This is a genomic window from Streptomyces sp. NPDC101490, assembly GCF_044767145.1.
GTDB lineage: Bacteria > Actinomycetota > Actinomycetes > Streptomycetales > Streptomycetaceae > Streptomyces.
On sequence record NZ_JBIWNI010000002.1, the window covers coordinates 149,129 to 165,880 of the forward strand.

The window sequence follows — 16,752 nt, forward strand, 5'->3', positions numbered from 1 at the left end:
CCTTTTCTGTACTCGCCGTCGCAGCTCAGTCGGTCAGTCGGTCAGTCGGTCAGTCGAACGGTGAAGAGGTCCTTGGCGCCGGGAAGCACCGGGTCCGCCGGGTCGATCTCCCACTCCTCGCCGTCACAGGTGAGGCCGGTGACCACCTCGGGCTCCTCGGGCCCCGGGTCCTCCGGCTGATCGGGCCCTCCCGGTTCCGTCGGTGGTGCCGTCGGCTCCGTGGGTGGTGCGGTCGGCTCCGGCGGGTCGAAGCTGCAACGGGGCTCGATCACCGCCTCGGCGGAGGCCTCGGCGCGCTGGGACTCCGTACCGGGGACGAGGGACCGTCCGACCGTCCCCGTGGTGCGCACGGTCACCCTGAACCCCTCGTCCCCCGTCGCCAGCGGCTCGCAGCCGCCGCTCGCGGCCAGCGCGGCACCGTTGCGGTCCGCGAGGTCCGCCGCGCGCCGGCAGGCGGGGCCGTCCAGGTAGCCCCTGCCCCGCAGGATCGGGTCCCACTGCGCGGGGTCCCCGATGACGCTCAGCCACTCGGTGCGCAACTGGTCGCGGGCGTCCTGGGCGGCGGCCAGCGCGGCGGCGTCGGCCGCGGTCTGGGCGCCGCCGCGGAGGGTGGTGGCCGCCCCGACCACGAAGTAGGCGAACGCCAGGAAGAGCAGGCCCGCGATCACGGCGATGTAGACGGGGAAGGCCTGTCCCGAGTCGTCGCGCCCGCGCACGCACATGCTCAGCCGGTGAGTTTGGCGATCTTGTTCTTGATGGCCGTCAGGATCGTGCTTCCGATGTCCGTGCCCGTGATCGCGATCACGATCGCCACCACCACCACGATGATCCCGAGGTACTCCACGGCCGTCTGGCCCCGGTCCCTGCGGGACAGGGCCGTGGTGGTGTGGACTCTGGCCTTGGTCAAGAGCTTCAGCATCGCGTCGTTCATCGTGGTCCCCTCCGCGTCCGGACGCCTGCGCACCGGCACTGTACGCCCGTGCGTTCCTCACTACCCAGGGCCCCGGGACCCGTTCGTCAGGTCCGGTCGTGGGCGGGGCCCGGTGCCCAGCCTGGAGGCTATGGCCTCGGTGCGGTTCCGGGTGGGCAGTTTGACGAAGATGTGTCTCTTGACCGCCTTCTCCGTACAGCCGCGCCTCGCGGCGGTACGGCGGCCGCTGGGGCTCCCGGGCCCGTTCGCCGTTCCTCATCCCGTCCCCCTCACTCGCCCGTGACCGAGCCGAAGTCGGTGCCGGTGCCGAGGAAGAGGCCCGCGCCGAGCAGGATGATCGTGGCGGGGACCATGAGCGTGGTGATGACCATGGTCGCTTTGGGGACCGCCCTGGCGGCCTTGCGGCGGGCGTTCTGGGCGTCGGTGCGGCGCATGTCGTCGGCGATCTGGATGAGGGTGTCGACGATCGGCGCGCCGAGCTCCTCGCCCTGCTGGAGGGCGGTGACGAACTGGGCTACCTGTTCCGAGTCGTTGCGGCGGCGCAGTTCGTCGAAGGCCTGTCTGCGGCTGACGCCCATGTCCATCTGGCGCAGGGTGATGCGGAGTTCGTCGGCCCAGGGGCCCTCGTACTTCTCGGCGACGCGTTCGAGGGCCTGGCGGAAGCCGAGTCCGGCGGAGACGACGACGGCGAGGACGTCGAGGAAGTCCGGCAGGGTGCGTTCGATCTGGTCCTTGCGGATGCGGACGGCGGACCAGATGCCGACCTCGGTCCAGAAGGCGCCGAAGGCGAGGAGCAGCAGGGCGGTCAGGTACGAGCCCTTGCCGAGCATCACGAGGGCGCCGAGGAGGCCCAGGAAGCCGTAGACGGCCCGGCGGGCCCCGTACCGGTCGATGGTGAGGCCGCCGGGGTTCCCGGCAAGGTCGATGCGGCGGCGGACGGCGTTGACGCGCGTGGGGCCCATGAGCCGCAGCACCGCCGGGGACCAGCGCATCCCGAGCCGGTCGACGGCGGAGTCGACGGCTCCGGTGCGGGTGGCGCCGACCTCCAGGGCGAGTCTGAGGTCGTCGGGGAGCTTGGCGTCGGCGCGGTAGAGGCGCAGGCCGTAGCCGATGCCCGCGACGGAGAGCCCGGCGAGGAGGGAGAGGAGGAGTCCCATGGCGCGGCCCCTACACGTCGATCTTGGAGAAGCGGCGGATGACGACGAAGCCGACCGCGTACAGGGCGAAGGCGGCGACGACGGCGGCCTGTCCGATCCCGGAGCCGGTCATGCGGTCGAGGGCGCCTGGCTGCATGTTGTCGATGAGGAAGAGGGAGCCGATGCCGATGACGGGGACGGAGTACGCGGTCATGCTGACCTGGGAGAGCTGGGTGCGGACCTCGCGCCGGGTCTCCTTGCGTTCCTCCAGGGTCTCGGTGAGGTTGCGCAGGGAGGAGACGACGGTGCCGCCCGCCCGGTTGGCGAGGACCAGGGTGGTGACGAGGACGACGAGTTCGCGGGAGGGCAGGCGTTCGGCGAGTTCGCCGAGGGCGTCGTCGAGGGAGGTGCCGACGGCCAACTGCTGGGCGACCTTCTCCAGTTCGTCACCGGCGGGGGATTCGAGCTCGTCGGCGGCGAGGCTGAGGGCCATCCGGAGGGCGAGTCCGGCCTGGGTGGCGTTGGCCAGGATGCGGGAGAGTTCGGGGAGTTGGTTGATGAACTTCTCGATGCGTTTCTGGCGCTGCCAGTTGAGGTAGCCGAGGGCGGCCCAGATGCCGACGAGTCCGCAGATCGGGCCGAAGAACGGGGACAGCGCGGCCTGTCCGGCCGTCCAGAGGACGACGACGGTCACGGCGAGGGCGACGGTGAACTCGCCGGGGGTGATGTCCCGTCCGGTGGCCGCGATCCGCAGTTCCAGTCTCCGGCCTAGGGCGGTGCGCCGGACCCGCCGGTCGATGCCCCGGAAGGCGCGGCGGCGACCCCCGGTGCCGGGTGCGGCGGTGTCGTCGAGGCGGGCGACGAGGGCCGCGTGGCGGCGGGCACCGCTCGCGTACAGCTGGACGCCGGTGATGCCGAGCGCGCAGGCGAGCAGCGTCACGGCCACCGTGAGCCAGAAGGGGTCGGTCATCATTCCGCCTCGCGGGTGGTGAGGTGGGCGTCGGTCGGGGCCACGCCGAAGGCCTGCGGGAGGGGCTGGCCCGCCAGGTAGAGGCGTTCGGCGACGCGCCGGGGCAGCGGGTGGTAGGTGAACTGTCCGTACACCCGGCCGTCGGCGGCGAGCGGCTGGGCGTGGAAGCGGCAGACGGTGGCGAGCAGGAAGCGTTCCCTGCCGTGCGAGGCGAGGACGGAGATCTCGGTGATCCTGCGGGTGCCGTCGGGGTGCCGGGTGAGCTGGACGAGGACGTCGACGGCGCTGTTGATCTGGTCGCGGAGCGCCTCGAAGGGGACCTTGACCTCGGACATGGAGGCGAGGGTCTGGAGGCGCATCAGGGCGTCCTCGGCGGAGTTGGCGTGGACGGTGGCCAGGGAGCCGTCGTGGCCGGTGGACATGGCCTGGAGCATGTCGAGGGTCTCGCCGCCCCGGACCTCTCCGACGATGATCCGGTCGGGGCGCATCCGCAGGGAGTTGCGGACGAGGTCGCGGATGGTGATGGCGCCCCGGCCCTCGATGTTCGGCGGGCGGGCTTCGAGCCGGATGACGTGGGACTGCTGGAGCTGGAGTTCGGCGGAGTCCTCGATGGTGATGATGCGTTCGCCGTCGGGGACGAGGCCGGAGAGGGCGTTGAGGAGGGTGGTCTTCCCGGTGCCGGTGGCGCCGGAGACGATCAGGTTGAACTTGGCCTGGACGAGCCCGGAGAGCAGCAGCAGCATCTGCTCGTCGAGGGAGCCGAGGCCGACCATCTCGTGGAGGGTGTACGCGCGGGGGAAGCGGCGGATGGTGAGGGTGGCGCCGGTGAGGGAGAGCGGCGGGATGATGACGTTGACGCGTTCGCCGGACGGGAGCCGGGCGTCGACCATCGGGTTGGACTCGTCGACGCGCCGGTTGACGGTGGAGACGATCCGCTCGATGGTCTGCATCAGCTGGTCGTGGGAGGCGAAGCGGAGCGGCAGGAGTTCGACGCGGCCCGCGCGTTCGATGAAGATCTGGTCGGGGCCGTTGACCATGATCTCGGTGATGGAGGCGTCTTCGAGGAGCGGTTCGAGGACGCCGAGTCCGAGGGCCTCGTCGACGACCCGGCGGATCAGCTGGGAGCGTTCGGCGGTGGAGAGGACCGGGCCCTCGCGGCTGATGATGTGGCCGAGGACGCGTTCCAGCCGGGCCCGGCGCTCGGCGGCGGCCAGCGCGGACATCTCGGTGAGGTCGATCTCCTCCAGGAGCTTGGCGCGGAAGGCGGCGACGAGGTGGCCGTCCTCCCGGGCCGAGGCGGGGCCGCCGCGCTCCTCGGGGGCGTTGATCCTGGACCGCAGGCTCATGGCCGGGCCTCCTCGTCGCTCAGGGGCATGGTGGCGGTCTTCTTGACGGGGTCGAATTCCCAGAGGAAGGGCACGACGGAGGGGACGCGGACGGTGACGGTGGCGACGGCGACGTCGCCTTCCTGGCCCGCGTCGACGGCGGTGGCCCAGGGGGCGGCGGCCCAGCCGACGGCGTCGGGGTCGGGCCCGAGCGGGTCCTCGGCCCGCACCGCCTCCGCCCGCGCGGCGGCGCGTGCGGCGGTGCCCGCCTGCTGGGCGGCGTACGCGGCGAAGCCGAGCTGGAGCCCGGCGAGTCCGACGAGCAGCAGGACGGGCAGGAAGCCGAGGTACTCGATGGCGACCTGGCCCCGGTCACGGTGCCGGGCGGACGGTCCGGTCGCCCGGGTGGCCCGGTGGGACGGGAGCGCGGCCGTCGCCGCGGGGGCGGGGTGCGTGTCCGGGGCGGTACGGAGGCGGGGATCCGGGACCGTACGGGCGCGGGGCGCCGCTCCCGCACGCGGGGCCGTCGCCGCACGGGCCCGGGAGCCCGGCGCGCGACCGGCGCCGGGCGCCTTCGCCGTGGCCGGTCCCGTCTCCGTACGAGCACCGGCCGGGGCCGTCTCCGGGGCGGGCGCGTCCATCTCTGTACGAGCACGGCCGTCCGGGGCCGTACGAGCACCGGCGCGGGGCGCCGTCACCCTCGCCGGGCCCGTCCCCGTACGAGCACCGTACGGGTCCGGGGCGGGCGTTCCCGCCCCCGTACGAGCACCGTCCAAGGCCGTCTCCGGGCCGGTGAGGGGGTCCGGGAGTGAGGGAGCGTCGCCCCGTCGAGGGGGTCTCCCGGCGGTGCGCGTACGGAGACGGGTCCGGTTCTCGTGTGTCATCGGCCGAGGTCCTCCTCGTCCACCGCCGCCGCCTCGGCCTTGACCGGGAGGAGGCTTCCGAGGCCCGGGACCAGGAGGGGGACGTCGATCGTGACGACCGCCGTCACCATGCCGCCGCCCTTGGAGCAGTGCGGCCGGGCGCCGGAGGCCCAGGCTCCGTCGAGGTGGCGCAGGGCCGCCTCGCCGCAGTCGCCGCCGACCGCCGCCGCGCGGGCCGCCTCGTCCGCCGCGTTCCCCGCCAGGGTGTACGTGTAGCCGACCAGGACGATCTGCCAGAGCAGGGCGAGGGTCAGCAGGATCACCGGCACCATGCCGACGAACTCCACCGCCACCTGTCCCCCGTCGTCGTCCCGGATCGCGGTCACGGCTCAGCGTCCTCCGGTACGGCGGCGCAGCCCGAGCGAGCCCCGGTCGCCCGCGCGCACGAGCTGCTTGCCGGGCCGGTCGGCGGCACCGGCGGCGGCCGTCCCGACGAGGCCCAGCTCCCCGGCGAGCGCCCACAGGGCCTGCTTGACGGTGGACTTGGCGTCGAGTTCGTGCAGCTTGCCCGCGTCGACGACGGCCTGGAGCTCCTTGAACTGCGCGGGGACGGAGACGCCCGCCACCCGGGTGCCGGTGATCTTCTGGACGAGGGGCGGCTGGATCTCGGCGGAACGGCTGTGCCGGTTGACGACCGTGACGGTCTCCTCCGCCTTGCGGACCTGGAGCCGTTCCCACATGCGGACGGTCCGCCGGGCGGCGCGGACCGCGACGACGTCGGGGGTGACGACGAGGAGGGCGGTGTCGGCCATCTCGACGGCGGCGGCGCCCGCGCCGCTCAGCTGGGAGCCGCAGTCGACGACGACGACCTCGTGACGGCCGCGCAGGGCGCTGACGATCTGGCGGGCGGCGCGGTCGGTGACCTCCTCGCCGCGTTCGCCCTCGGCGGGCGCGAGGAGCAGGGAGAGCCCGGTCTCGTGGACGTACACGGCGTCCTGGAGGACCCTCGTCGAGATGTCGGTGATGGTGGCCAGGTCGGCGACGGAGCGGCGGAACTGGACGTCGAGGTAGGAGGCGAGGTCGCCGCTCTGGAGGTCCATGTCGACCAGGGCGACGGTCCGTCCCGAGGCGCGGGCGGCGAGGGCCAGTTGGACGGCGGTGACGGTGGTGCCGACACCGCCCTTGGCGCCGCTGACGGTGACGACCGTGCCGCCGGGGCCGGTGATCTGTTCGGCGCCGCCGCCGAGGTGGCGGCGGACGCCCAGGGACCACTGGGCGGCGGCCTGGACGCGGCTGGCGAGTTCCTCGTAGCCCAGCGGGAGGGTGACCAGACCGCGCGCGCCGGAGTCCATGGCGGCGGAGAACAGGACGGGGCTGGCGTCGGCGGTGATGAGGACCACGCCGACGGCGGGGAAGCGGAGGGCGACCTCGCGGACCAGTTCGAGGGCCGGGACGGGTCCGATCCGCTCGTGGACGAGGACGACCTCGGGGAGTTCGTCGAGGGAGGCGGCGGCGAGCCGGGCGAGGGTGTCGACGAGCTGGGTGGAGTCGGTGACCGGCGGGGCGGGTTCGGCGTCGGGGAGCTGGCCGATCAGCGTGGTCACGGACCGGGCCGCGTCGGGGTCGCCGACGGCCGGCAGGATCCTGATGGTCATACCGGCCTCACTTGTCCTTTTCGAGCGTGTAGGTGCGGTCGCCCTTGTCGGCGGGGGCGCCGCCGGTGCTGGGGGCGACGAGGGCGAGGCGCACGTGCTCGGCGAAGGACTCGGCGTACGCGACGCGCTGGGTGTCGAGGGTGGAGAGGGCGAAGGTGATGGGGACGGCGGAGGTGGCCCGGTCGGCGCGGTCGGAGCGGTCGCCGATGGGGGTGAGGCGGCCGACGTCCATGACCCGGGCCCCGGCGACGATCATGCGGGACTGGGCGGCTTCGCCCTTCTTCTCGCCCGCGAAGGTGGCGTAGATGTTGACCGTGGCCCCGGCGGTGATCTTTCCGGCGACACCGGTCCCGGCGTCGATCATGATGGCGATCTCCTGCTGTCCCGGCTGGAGTTCGGGCCGTTTGACGATCATGTCGGACTGGAGGAGGGAGCCGGCCTTCAGCCGGGTGACGGCGATCTTGCCCTCGATCTGGCGCAGATCGGTCACGGCGGTGCCGGAGAGCCAGCGCTCGGGGACGCTGAACTTCTCGAACTGGTTCGGGCGCAGGGCGGTGTAGGGGGCCACGTCGTCCTTGATGCGGTACGCGGTGGTCTCCGGTCCGACCTTGGAGTTCACGTCGCTGATGACGGCGAGGACACCGGCGAAGGCACCGAGGGCGCACAGGACGGACAGCAGCAGCAGGATGACGCCGCGGCGCTGGCGGGAGTTCATGGCCGGACTACCTCGATCGGGGGCGTGGGTCGGAGCGGGCAAGGGCGGTGCCAGTCTCGGTGCCGGTCACGGTGCCGGTCACGGTGCCGGTCACGGTGCGGCGTCCCGCGCGGGCGTCGGCACGGGGTGCCCGGCGACCGGGGCGGCGCAGAATCCGCAGCGGTCGCCGATGAGGTCCATGGCGCACCAGTGGCAGGTCTCGCGGCGCACGGAGGAGACGAGCTGGTAGAGGACCGGCAGGTCGGGGAGGTACGCGGCGAACTCGACGAGTTTCCCGGTGCCCCACCAGCCGGGCGAGGCCCCGGGCAGCGGTGCCTCCTGGATCTGGCCCCCGACGCCCCAGCCGGGGGCGAGGGTGGTGGCGGGCCAGTCGGTCTGGAGCTGGCCCCGGGCGAGGAGGAGTTCGGTGGCGAACTCGGGCCCGGCGAGGCTCTCTCCGCTGTTGCCGAGGCGGATCATCTGGGGGGTCGGTCCGGCGAGGACCGCGAAGTGGGCGCCGGGGAGCCAGCTCTTGAGGTGGGAGCCGAGGCCGACGGGGACGCGGTCGAGGCGGGAGACGCTGCCGAGGACGGCTCCGGCGTAGATGTAGTGGGCGAGCAGCCGGGCGGCGGAGGCGAGGACCCCGGGGCTGAGGTCGCAGCCCGCGAGCTGGCGGAGCTGGCGGACGAGGACGGCGGCGCCCAGGGGTGGCAGGTCGGTGCGGACCAGGGCGATCCGGTCGCTCTCCAGCAGGCCCCGGACGGCGCGCAGCCGGTGCTCGACGGGCGCGGGGGCGGAGGCGGGGCAGACCACGACCACGTGTCCGTAGCGGGCGAGGAGCTGCTGCATGTCGGCGACGGAGGCGTCGAGCGGCTGGGTCCCGGGGGCCGGGAGGACGGCCGCCTGGGGGGTTCCGGGGTCGGTGGGGGGCAGCACCAGATCGGCGCTGGTGACCGCGATCGCTGTCGGCACGTCGGACCCCCCGTCCCCGTCGGCCTCCCGCGTCCCGGGTGCCGCGGATCACTTACCGCGTTCGGGGCGTCACCGCAGGCGCCGCCGCCTCTGCACCCTATCCAGGCCACCCGGGGTGGTGAACACACAATCCACCAAGCTCCTCCCTTTTCTTCGGGCCGGGGACCCGGGGCCGGGCCCTTCCGCCCGCGCGCCGCCGCGACTTCCGCCCGCCCTCAGCCCCGGCGTCCGCTCCGGCCCACGCCCCGTCCTCCACCACGAAGCCACCACGCCCTCCGCCCCGTCCTCCACCACGACGCCACCACGCCCTCCGCCCGGGCTTCCGCCCCGCTTCCCGCCGCGCCCTCCGCCCCGGACTTCCGCCCCCGCTTCCGCCGCACCCTCCGCCCGGACTTCCGCCCCGCCCCCACCCCGCCCGAACAGCCCTTGCTGCCAGAGGTCTTGACAACGGGATTGGTCTGGACCAGCTTGTTCCGACAACGGTGGCCGCCGTCCGCACTCCCCGCACCTCTTCGTACACCGCACGTTTTCCGTACCCCCGCACGCCCCGTACCCGTACGGGGCACCGTACGACGACGTACGGCACCTCCAGATCCCCACAACTCCCCCACCGGAGGACGCACGTGGACCGCACCACCATCCGCCCGCACGGACGCCGCTGGCTCGGCGGCGCCCTCGCGCTCGCCGTCGGCACCGGGCTCGTCCTCGTCGGCGGAGCCGGCACCGCCCAGGCGGCCGACGTCAACGTCGCCAAGAACGCCGGATTCGAGAACGGCCTGGCCAACTGGGCCTGTTCCGCCGGGAGCGGCGCCGTCGTCGCCACCCCGGTCCGCACCGGTGTCGGCGCCCTCAGGGCCGCCCCCGGCGGGCTCGACAACGCCAAGTGCACGCAGAACGTGACCGTGAAGCCCAACTCGACGTACACGCTGAGCGCGTGGGTCCAGGGCGGCTACGCGTACCTCGGCGCCGCCAACACCGGGACCGGCACCGGCACCGTCTCCACCTGGACGCCCGACAGCCCCGGCTGGAAGCAGCTCACCACCACCTTCACCACCGGCGCGAGCACCACCTCGGTGCAGATCTACACCCACGGCTGGTACGGCACCTCCGCCTACGTCGTCGACGACGTCAGCGTCTTCGGCCCCGACGGCGGGGGCATCCCGGACCCCGACCCGGTGATCCCGGCCACCCCGGCCGGTCTCGCCACGGGCACGGTCACCTCCTCGTCGGTGGCCCTGAGCTGGAACGCCGTCGCCGGAGCCACCGCCTACAAGGTCTACCGCGACGGGGCCAACCCGCAGACGGTCACCGGCACCTCGGCCACCGTCTCCGGTCTCACCGCCGACACCGCGTACCAGTTCCAGGTCGCCGCGACGAACACCGCGGGCGAGTCCGCCAAGTCCACGGCCGTCGCCGCCAGGACCACCAAGGACAACACGGGCCCCGGCCCGGCCGTGCCCAAGCACGCCGTCACCGGCTACTGGCAGAACTTCAACAACGGCGCCACGGTCCAGAAGCTCCGTGACGTGCAGTCCCAGTACGACATCATCGCCGTCTCCTTCGCGGACTCGACGACCACGCCCGGCCAGATCACCTTCAACCTGGACCCGGCCGTCGGCTACGCCTCGGTCGCCGACTTCAAGGCGGACGTCGCCGCGAAGAAGGCCGCGGGCAAGTCGGTGATCATCTCCGTCGGCGGCGAGAAGGGCAACGTCACGATCAACAGTGACGCCAGCGCCACCGCCTTCGCGAACAGCGCCTACGCCCTGTTCCAGGAGTACGGCTTCAACGGGATCGACATCGACCTCGAACACGGCATCAACTCGACCTACCTGACCAAGGCGCTGCGCCAGCTCTCCGCCAAGGCGGGCTCCACCATGGTCCTGACGATGGCCCCGCAGACCATCGACATGCAGAGCACGGGCACCGAGTACTTCAAGACGGCGCTCGCGGTGAAGGACATCCTCACGGTCGTCAACACCCAGTACTACAACAGCGGCGCCATGCTGGGCTGCGACGGCAAGGTCTACAGCCAGGGCTCGGTGGACTTCCTCACCGCGCTCGCCTGCATCCAGATCCAGGGCGGTCTCGACCCCTCGCAGGTCGGCCTGGGCGTCCCCGCCTCCACCCGGGGCGCGGGCAGCGGTTACGTCGACCCGCAGATCGTGAAGAACGCGCTCGACTGCCTGACCAAGCTCACCGGCTGCGGCACCTACAAGCCGACCCAGGCGTGGCCGACCCTGCGCGGCGCGATGACCTGGTCGACCAACTGGGACGCGACGGCGGGCAACGCCTGGTCGAACGCGGTCGGCCCGCACGTCCACGGCCTGCCGTAACCCGTCCGCCGCGACCCGGTACGACACCCGTCCCGCCGGGTCACCGCACGACACCCCGTCGCGGGCTCCGTCCGCCGCGACACCCCGCCGTACGGCCGTCCGCTCCGGTCCGGCCGTACGGCACCCCACCCGCAGCGCCGCCGCTCCCCCGGCGGCGCTGCGGCGCGTCCGGCCCCGGCGCCCCCGTGCCGCACGGCCCTTCCGCCATCCGGCCCCCGCGCGGCCCGGCCTCCCCCCGCCCCGGCGGCGGCCCCGTACCGTTCTCGCCCGGCTGGTGCCCCACGACACGCCCCCGAGGGTCTCGCGCGAGCCACCGTGGCCGAACTCCTCACCTTGACCGGTCCATGACATGGCCCCACCATGTGGCCGGACACCCGCACGCGTTTGTCGCACTCCCCCACACTCCCCACCCAGGAGACACCATGCGACGTCCCACCCGCGGCAGAAGGACCGCCACCCTCGCGGCCCTCGTGGCGCTCGCCCTCGCGGCGCCCCTCTCCGCCCTCTCCACCCCCGCCGGGGCCGACCCGGCGCCGACCGCCGCCCGCATCGCCTCCGGCGCCGAGGAGGTGATCCGGCAGTACGAGGTCGCCGGACCCGCCACCGCCGCCGACCGCACCGCGCTCGCCGCCGCCACCGGCGTCTCCATCGACGAGGTCGACGCCCGCTCGGTCGTCGTCAGCGCCAACACCGAGCAGCTGAAGCGGCTCAGGGCGCTCGGCCACCGGGTCACCGCGCTGCCCGCGCCCCCCGACCGGGGCGAGTCCGCCCGGTCCGCCCTCGGCCCGCTCGACTTCCCCTCCGCCGACGCGAGGTACCACAACTACGCGGAGACGAACGCGGAGATCGCCCAGCGGCTCGCCCAGTACCCGTCGATCATGAGCAGGCGGGTGATCGGGAAGTCGTACGAGGGCCGGGACATCGTCGCCATCAAGATCAGCGACAACGTCGCCACCGACGAGAACGAGCCCGAGGTCCTCTTCACCCACCACCAGCACGCCCGCGAGCACCTCACCGTCGAGATGGCGCTGTACCTGCTGCGCGAGCTGGGCGCCGGGTACGGCACCGACAGCCGGATCACGAACATGGTGAACAACCGTGAGATCTGGATCGTCCCCGACCTCAACCCGGACGGCGGCGAGTACGACATCGCCACCGGCTCCTACCGCAGCTGGCGCAAGAACCGGCAGCCCAACTCCGGCTCCTCGTACATCGGCACGGACACCAACCGGAACTGGGACTACAAGTGGGGCTGCTGCGGCGGCTCCTCCAGCTCCAAGAGCTCCGAGACCTACCGGGGCACGGCCCCCGAGTCCGCCCCCGAGGTGAAGGTCGTCGCCGACTTCGTGCGCACCCGGGTGGTCGGCGGCAAGCAGCAGATCACCGCGGCCATCGACTTCCACACCTACAGCGAACTGGTGCTCTGGCCCTTCGGCTGGACCACCGCGAACACCGCCCCCGGCATGACCCAGGACGACCGGGACGCCTTCGCGAAGGTCGGCACCAGCATGGCCGCGAGCAACGGCTACACGCCGGAGCAGTCCAGCGACCTGTACATCACCGACGGGTCGATAGACGACTGGCTGTGGGGCTCGCAGCGGATCTTCGGGTACACCTTCGAGATGTACCCGGCCTCGGCCGGCGGGGGCGGCTTCTACCCGCCCGACGAGGTCATCGAGCGCGAGACCAGCCGCAACCGGGACGCCGTCCTGCAGCTCCTGGAGAACGCGGACTGCATGTACCGCTCGATCGGCAAGCAGGCGCAGTACTGCGCGGCCTGACGGTCCGTACACGCGCGTGAGGGCGCCCCGGCCGCGCGGCCGGGGCGCCCTCCTCGTGTTCCGCCGGGGCTCGGCCCGGGACGGCGTGTTCCGCCGGGCTCAGCCCAGGACGGCGTGTTCCGCCGGGGGCTCAGCCCAGGACGGCGAGCGCGTCGATCTCGATGAGCAGACCGGCCGGGAGGCCGACGTAGACGGTCGTACGGGCCGAGGCGGGGGCCTTGAGGCCCTGTTCCTCGAAGTACTGGTTGTAGATCTCGTTCATCTCGGCGAAGTGGTCCACGTCCGTCAGGTAGACGCGCGTCATCATCACGTCGTCCCAGCTCGCGCCGCCCTCCTCCAGGATCGCCTTGACGTTGGCGAAGGTCTGGAGGGTCTGCTCGCGCAGGCTCGGACCGGCGACGGTCGGGGCCTGGCCCTCGACGGCGGGCAGGAAGCCGACCTGTCCTGCGACCTGGAGGATGTTGCCCTTCCGCACGCCGTGCGAGAACTTCGCGGGCGGGGTGGTGTGCGTGGCGGGGGTGATCGCGGTCTTCTCGCTCATGCGGTGTCCTTGGTCGGGGCGGTGCCGGGGTACTCGCGGTCGGCGCCCGGGGCGGTGCCGGAGTACTCCCGGCTGATGGCGTCCGCGGTGCGGCGCACCTGCGGGAGGAGGGTGAGGAGTTCCTCGGCCGTGACGACCACGTTGGGCGCCGAGACCGACATCGCGGCGACGACGCGCCCGTCGGCGCCGCGGACGGGGGCGCCCACGCAGTTGATGGACTCCTCGTGGCCGCCGAGGTCGGTGGCCCAGCCCTGTTCGCGTACGGTCGCCAGCTCCTTGAGGAAGGCGGCGGCGTTCGGGGTCGAACGGGACGTGTACGGGGGGTAGTCGAGCTTCGCGGCGATGGCGCGCCGCTCCTGCTCGGGGAGGTCGGCCAGGAGCAGTTTGGCGACGGCGGCGACGGTGATCGCGACGGGCTTGCCGATGCGCGAGTACATCCGGACCGGGTAGCGGCTCTCGACCTTGTCGATGTAGAGGACCTCGCCCTCCTCGCGGACCGCGAGGTGGATCGTGTGCCCGATCCGCTCGTTGAGCGCGGTCAGGTAGGGGTGGGCGATCTCGCGGAGGTCGAGGTTCTCCATGGCCTCCTGGGCGAGGGCGAAGAGCCGGGCGCCGAGCCGGTACCGCTGGTCCTGCTGCCGGTGCACGAGGCCGTGCTCGTGGAGGGTGCGCAGCAGGCGCAGGGCCGTGGACTTGTGGACGCCGAGCCGGTCGGCGACCTGCCCGAGGTCGGCGGGGCCCTGGGCGAGCAGCGGCAGGATGTTGAGTGCCCGGTCGACGGTCTGGCTCATGGGGTGCGTACCTCCTGGTCGTCCCCGGTCCAGCCGGGGCCGAGGTGAAGTGTGCCCCAGGCGGCGTCGTCGAGCGCGGCCAGCCGGTCGGCGTGGGCCCGGCGGGGCGGGGGCGCGAGGTCGCCGGGGACGGTGAGCGCGGCGGCGGCGGCCAGGTGTCCGTGCCGGAGCCGGGCCCGGACGCCGAGCCCGCGCAGGGTCGCGGAGAGGAACCCGGCGGCGAAGGCGTCCCCGGCGCCGACGGGGGCGACGACGTCCACGCGGGGGGCGGGGACGCGGGTGACGGCGGGGGCGGCCGTGCGGTCGCGGCGGTCGACGGCGAGGGCGCCGTGCTCGCCGAGCTTGACGATCAGCAGGGCGGGCTCGGGGAGCGCCGCCACGACGGCGTCGACGTCCGCCAGGCCCCACACCTGGGCGGCCTCGTCGGCGCCGACGAAGAGGAGGTCGGCGCGGCGGGCGAGGTCGAGGAGGACGGGTCCGGCGGCGGCCGGGCCGCCGGGCCAGAGCGCGGGCCGGTAGTTGAGGTCGAAGGAGACGAGCGGGCGGCCCGGCCGGGCGGCGGTGAGCTCGCGCATCAGGGCCAGGCAGTCGGCGGAGAGGGCGGCGGTGATGCCGGAGAGGTGCAGGACGCGCGCGTCGGCGACGGTGTCGTACGGCACGGTCGCGGGGGACATCGCGGAGGCGGCGGAACCGGCCCGGTAGTAGGCGACCTCGTGGGCGTCGGTGGAGCGGTCGGCGGCGGTGCGGAAGTAGACGCCGGTCGGGCGGCGCGGGTCGCGGCCGACGTCCCGGACGTCGACGCCGTGGGCGGCGATGGTCTCGACGAGGTGGTCGCCGAAGCCGTCGCGGCCGACCCGGCCGACCCAGCGGACCCGGTGTCCGGCGGCGGCGAGGGCGCAGGCGACGTTGGACTCGGCGCCGCCGATCGCCCGGGTGAACGCGGGCACGTCGGCGAGCCGCCCCGGCCGGGTGGGCAGGAAGGTCACCATGGACTCGCCGAGACAGACGACATCGGGCCCGCCGGACCCGGGCGGCACCTCGGCCGCCGCCTCCGCCGGTACCTCGGCCGCCACCCCTGCCGACGCCCCCGCCGGGGACTCCACGTGTACGGGCACGGGTGCCGGGGACGGGGCCCCCGTGGCCGCGGGTGCCCGGACCCCCACGGGGCCGGAAGCGGCCGCCGGTGCCACGACGGCCGGCGGGACCGCTGCCGGGCCGGGGCCGGGCGCCGGGCCCGCACCGGCCTTCCGGCCGTCCGTACGGACCGGTCCCGTCGCGTTTCCCGGCGTCCCGCCGGGAGCCGCGTCCCCGCTCGGGTCCGCGGGCGCGTGTCCGCTCACTCTCGGGCTCCCCGTGGCTCGACTCCCCGGATTCCATTGACCCGGCCTCGGCCCGGATGTTAGACAGCGATGAGCAATATGCGCAATGAGTGTTGCACATCCTGCAACACCCTCGATGAGGAGGCCTCATGCCCGACCTGGCGAACGAGCGCGTCGACCACCGATTCAAGGCCCTGCCCCCGGACGCCGAGGGCCTGACCGTCGGCGAACTCGCGGCCCAGCGGCGCAACCTCTTCACCGGTGGTTTCACCACTCCCGTCCTCGCCCTGTCCGCCGAGTCCGTCGAACACAACCTGCGCCTCCTGGAGACGTACGCCGAGCGCCACGGCCTCGCCTTCGCCCCGCACGGCAAGACCTCCATGGCCCCCCAGCTGTTCGACCGGCAGCTCGCGCGCGGCGCCTGGGGCATCACCGCCGCCGTGCCCCACCAGGCCCGTGTCTACCGGGCCCACGGCATCGCCCGGATCTTCCTCGCCAACGAACTGGTCGACGCCGTCGCGCTGCGCTGGCTCGCCGCCGAGCTGGACGCCGACCCCGGCTTCCGGTTCGTCTGCTACGTCGACTCCGTCCGGGGCGTGGAGCTCATGGACGAGGCCCTGAGCGCCGCCGGGGCGACCCGCCCGGTGGACGTCGTCGTCGAACTGGGCGCGGGCGAGGGAGCCCGTACCGGAGCGCGCACCGAGGCCGAGTGCGCGGCGGTCGCCGACGCGGTCGCCGCGACCGGCACGCTCCGGCTCGTCGGCGTCGCCGGGTACGAGGGCGAGGTGCCGGACGCCGACGGCGAACGGGTGCGGAGCTGGCTCCGCCGGCTGACCGCCCTCGCCGCGCGCTTCGACGCGGCGGGCCGCTTCGACCCGGCGATCGGCGAGATCGTCGTCAGCGCGGGCGGCAGCGCCTGGTTCGACGCGGTCGCCGAGGTCTTCGCGGAGATCCCCGCGCTGTCCCTGCCCGTCCTGCGGCTGCTGCGCTCCGGCGCGTACGTCTCCCACGACGACGGCCACTACCGGAAGCTGACCCCGTTCAACCGGGTCCCCGAGGAGGGCGCCCTGGAGCCCGCGTTCCGGCTCTGGTCGCAGGTGGTGTCCCGCCCGACGCCCGAGCAGGCGTTCACCAACGCGGGCAAGCGCGACGCCGCCCACGACCTGCACCTGCCGGAGGCCCAGGTGGTCCGCGACGGGCGCACCGGCGAGATCCGGCCCGCCGACGGCATCACCGTGACCGGCCTCTCCGACCAGCACGCCTGGGTACGGACCGGGGAGGGCGCCGCCCTGGAGGTCGGCGACTGGCTCGGCATGGGGCTCTCGCACCCGTGCACGGCCTTCGACAAGTGGCAGCTGATCCCGCTGGTGGAGGCGGACGGCACGGTCGTCGACTACGTCCGGACCTTCTTCTAGGAGCGGGAGGGAACGGAGAACAG

16 protein-coding genes are annotated in these 16,752 nt (G+C 73.5%); 3 read left to right on the top strand and 13 right to left on the bottom strand.

Annotation, left to right across the window (positions count from 1 at the left end):
• Positions 1 to 41 precede the first annotated feature (41 nt).
• The 10 genes from ACIRQY_RS04460 to ACIRQY_RS04505 all read right to left on the bottom strand — a co-directional run bounded on the left by ACIRQY_RS04460 (position 42) and on the right by ACIRQY_RS04505 (position 8,546).
• Positions 42 to 722, bottom strand: a complete 681-nt coding sequence (locus ACIRQY_RS04460; RefSeq protein WP_403922457.1) for a pilus assembly protein TadG-related protein — start codon at positions 720 to 722, stop codon at positions 42 to 44.
• A gap of 2 nt (positions 723 to 724) precedes the next feature.
• Complete coding sequence (locus ACIRQY_RS04465; protein WP_351791436.1) at positions 725 to 931, bottom strand: Flp family type IVb pilin; 207 nt, start codon at positions 929 to 931, stop codon at positions 725 to 727.
• Between the two features lie 269 nt (positions 932 to 1,200).
• On the bottom strand, positions 1,201 to 2,088 hold the full coding sequence (locus tag ACIRQY_RS04470) for a DUF5936 domain-containing protein (protein ID WP_351791220.1): 888 nt from the start codon (positions 2,086 to 2,088) through the stop codon (positions 1,201 to 1,203).
• Between the two features lie 10 nt (positions 2,089 to 2,098).
• Positions 2,099 to 3,040, bottom strand: a complete 942-nt coding sequence (locus tag ACIRQY_RS04475; RefSeq protein ID WP_351791223.1) for a type II secretion system F family protein — start codon at positions 3,038 to 3,040, stop codon at positions 2,099 to 2,101.
• Positions 3,037 to 4,383 carry a CpaF family protein gene (locus ACIRQY_RS04480; protein WP_351791225.1) on the bottom strand — a complete coding sequence of 449 codons (1,347 nt, stop codon included), beginning with the start codon at positions 4,381 to 4,383 and terminating at the stop codon, positions 3,037 to 3,039. The genes ACIRQY_RS04475 and ACIRQY_RS04480 overlap by 4 nt, the downstream gene beginning before the upstream one ends.
• On the bottom strand, positions 4,380 to 5,003 hold the full coding sequence (locus tag ACIRQY_RS04485) for a TadE/TadG family type IV pilus assembly protein (protein ID WP_403922458.1): 624 nt from the start codon (positions 5,001 to 5,003) through the stop codon (positions 4,380 to 4,382). Before ACIRQY_RS04485 ends, ACIRQY_RS04480 begins: the two co-directional genes overlap by 4 nt.
• A gap of 239 nt (positions 5,004 to 5,242) precedes the next feature.
• The gene (locus ACIRQY_RS04490) at positions 5,243 to 5,557 is read right to left on the bottom strand and encodes a pilus assembly protein (protein ID WP_403922828.1); all 315 of its coding nucleotides are present in this window, start codon (positions 5,555 to 5,557) and stop codon (positions 5,243 to 5,245) included.
• Positions 5,558 to 5,614: 57 nt separating this feature from the next.
• The gene (locus tag ACIRQY_RS04495) at positions 5,615 to 6,880 is read right to left on the bottom strand and encodes an AAA family ATPase (protein ID WP_351791234.1); all 1,266 of its coding nucleotides are present in this window, start codon (positions 6,878 to 6,880) and stop codon (positions 5,615 to 5,617) included.
• A 7-nt stretch (positions 6,881 to 6,887) separates the two neighbouring features.
• Positions 6,888 to 7,595 (bottom strand): Flp pilus assembly protein CpaB, encoded by a 708-nt coding sequence (locus ACIRQY_RS04500; protein ID WP_351791236.1) that lies wholly within the window; start codon positions 7,593 to 7,595, stop codon positions 6,888 to 6,890.
• Positions 7,596 to 7,685: 90 nt separating this feature from the next.
• The gene (locus ACIRQY_RS04505) at positions 7,686 to 8,546 is read right to left on the bottom strand and encodes a hypothetical protein (protein WP_351791239.1); all 861 of its coding nucleotides are present in this window, start codon (positions 8,544 to 8,546) and stop codon (positions 7,686 to 7,688) included.
• Between the two features lie 623 nt (positions 8,547 to 9,169).
• On the opposite strand from ACIRQY_RS04505, the gene ACIRQY_RS04510 reads away from it, so the two are divergent.
• The gene (locus ACIRQY_RS04510) at positions 9,170 to 10,882 is read left to right on the top strand and encodes a chitinase (RefSeq protein ID WP_403922459.1); all 1,713 of its coding nucleotides are present in this window, start codon (positions 9,170 to 9,172) and stop codon (positions 10,880 to 10,882) included.
• A gap of 422 nt (positions 10,883 to 11,304) precedes the next feature.
• The gene (locus ACIRQY_RS04515) at positions 11,305 to 12,663 is read left to right on the top strand and encodes a M14 family metallopeptidase (protein ID WP_403922460.1); all 1,359 of its coding nucleotides are present in this window, start codon (positions 11,305 to 11,307) and stop codon (positions 12,661 to 12,663) included.
• 130 nt (positions 12,664 to 12,793) lie between these two features.
• Here the strand turns inward: ACIRQY_RS04515 and ACIRQY_RS04520 are convergent, their stop codons facing one another.
• The 3 genes from ACIRQY_RS04520 to ACIRQY_RS04530 are packed head-to-tail and all read right to left on the bottom strand — an operon-like array spanning position 12,794 to position 15,032.
• The gene (locus ACIRQY_RS04520; RefSeq protein ID WP_351791247.1) at positions 12,794 to 13,204 is read right to left on the bottom strand and encodes a RidA family protein; all 411 of its coding nucleotides are present in this window, start codon (positions 13,202 to 13,204) and stop codon (positions 12,794 to 12,796) included.
• Positions 13,201 to 13,995, bottom strand: coding sequence for an IclR family transcriptional regulator (locus tag ACIRQY_RS04525; RefSeq protein ID WP_351791250.1), 795 nt, complete (start codon positions 13,993 to 13,995; stop codon positions 13,201 to 13,203). The genes ACIRQY_RS04520 and ACIRQY_RS04525 overlap by 4 nt, the downstream gene beginning before the upstream one ends.
• Positions 13,992 to 15,032 (bottom strand): sugar kinase, encoded by a 1,041-nt coding sequence (locus tag ACIRQY_RS04530; RefSeq protein WP_403922829.1) that lies wholly within the window; start codon positions 15,030 to 15,032, stop codon positions 13,992 to 13,994. The genes ACIRQY_RS04525 and ACIRQY_RS04530 overlap by 4 nt, the downstream gene beginning before the upstream one ends.
• 431 nt (positions 15,033 to 15,463) lie before the next feature.
• Here ACIRQY_RS04530 and ACIRQY_RS04535 point away from each other — a divergent pair, with 431 nt between their 5' ends.
• Positions 15,464 to 16,729: an alanine racemase gene (locus ACIRQY_RS04535; protein WP_403922461.1), complete on the top strand. Its 1,266-nt coding sequence runs from the start codon at positions 15,464 to 15,466 to the stop codon at positions 16,727 to 16,729.
• Positions 16,730 to 16,752: the final 23 nt, after the last annotated feature.

Coding starts and splice junctions, on each gene's coding strand:
- ACIRQY_RS04465 (WP_351791436.1), bottom strand. CDS start 931: ATGAACGACGCGATGCTGAAGCTCTTGACCAAGGCCAGAGTCCACACC.
- ACIRQY_RS04470 (WP_351791220.1), bottom strand. CDS start 2,088: ATGGGACTCCTCCTCTCCCTCCTCGCCGGGCTCTCCGTCGCGGGCATC.
- ACIRQY_RS04460 (WP_403922457.1), bottom strand. CDS start 722: ATGTGCGTGCGCGGGCGCGACGACTCGGGACAGGCCTTCCCCGTCTAC.
- ACIRQY_RS04490 (WP_403922828.1), bottom strand. CDS start 5,557: ATGGTGCCGGTGATCCTGCTGACCCTCGCCCTGCTCTGGCAGATCGTC.
- ACIRQY_RS04515 (WP_403922460.1), top strand. CDS start 11,305: ATGCGACGTCCCACCCGCGGCAGAAGGACCGCCACCCTCGCGGCCCTC.
- ACIRQY_RS04475 (WP_351791223.1), bottom strand. CDS start 3,040: ATGATGACCGACCCCTTCTGGCTCACGGTGGCCGTGACGCTGCTCGCC.
- ACIRQY_RS04535 (WP_403922461.1), top strand. CDS start 15,464: ATGCCCGACCTGGCGAACGAGCGCGTCGACCACCGATTCAAGGCCCTG.
- ACIRQY_RS04500 (WP_351791236.1), bottom strand. CDS start 7,595: ATGAACTCCCGCCAGCGCCGCGGCGTCATCCTGCTGCTGCTGTCCGTC.
- ACIRQY_RS04480 (WP_351791225.1), bottom strand. CDS start 4,383: ATGAGCCTGCGGTCCAGGATCAACGCCCCCGAGGAGCGCGGCGGCCCC.
- ACIRQY_RS04495 (WP_351791234.1), bottom strand. CDS start 6,880: ATGACCATCAGGATCCTGCCGGCCGTCGGCGACCCCGACGCGGCCCGG.
- ACIRQY_RS04520 (WP_351791247.1), bottom strand. CDS start 13,204: ATGAGCGAGAAGACCGCGATCACCCCCGCCACGCACACCACCCCGCCC.
- ACIRQY_RS04525 (WP_351791250.1), bottom strand. CDS start 13,995: ATGAGCCAGACCGTCGACCGGGCACTCAACATCCTGCCGCTGCTCGCC.
- ACIRQY_RS04485 (WP_403922458.1), bottom strand. CDS start 5,003: ATGGACGCGCCCGCCCCGGAGACGGCCCCGGCCGGTGCTCGTACGGAG.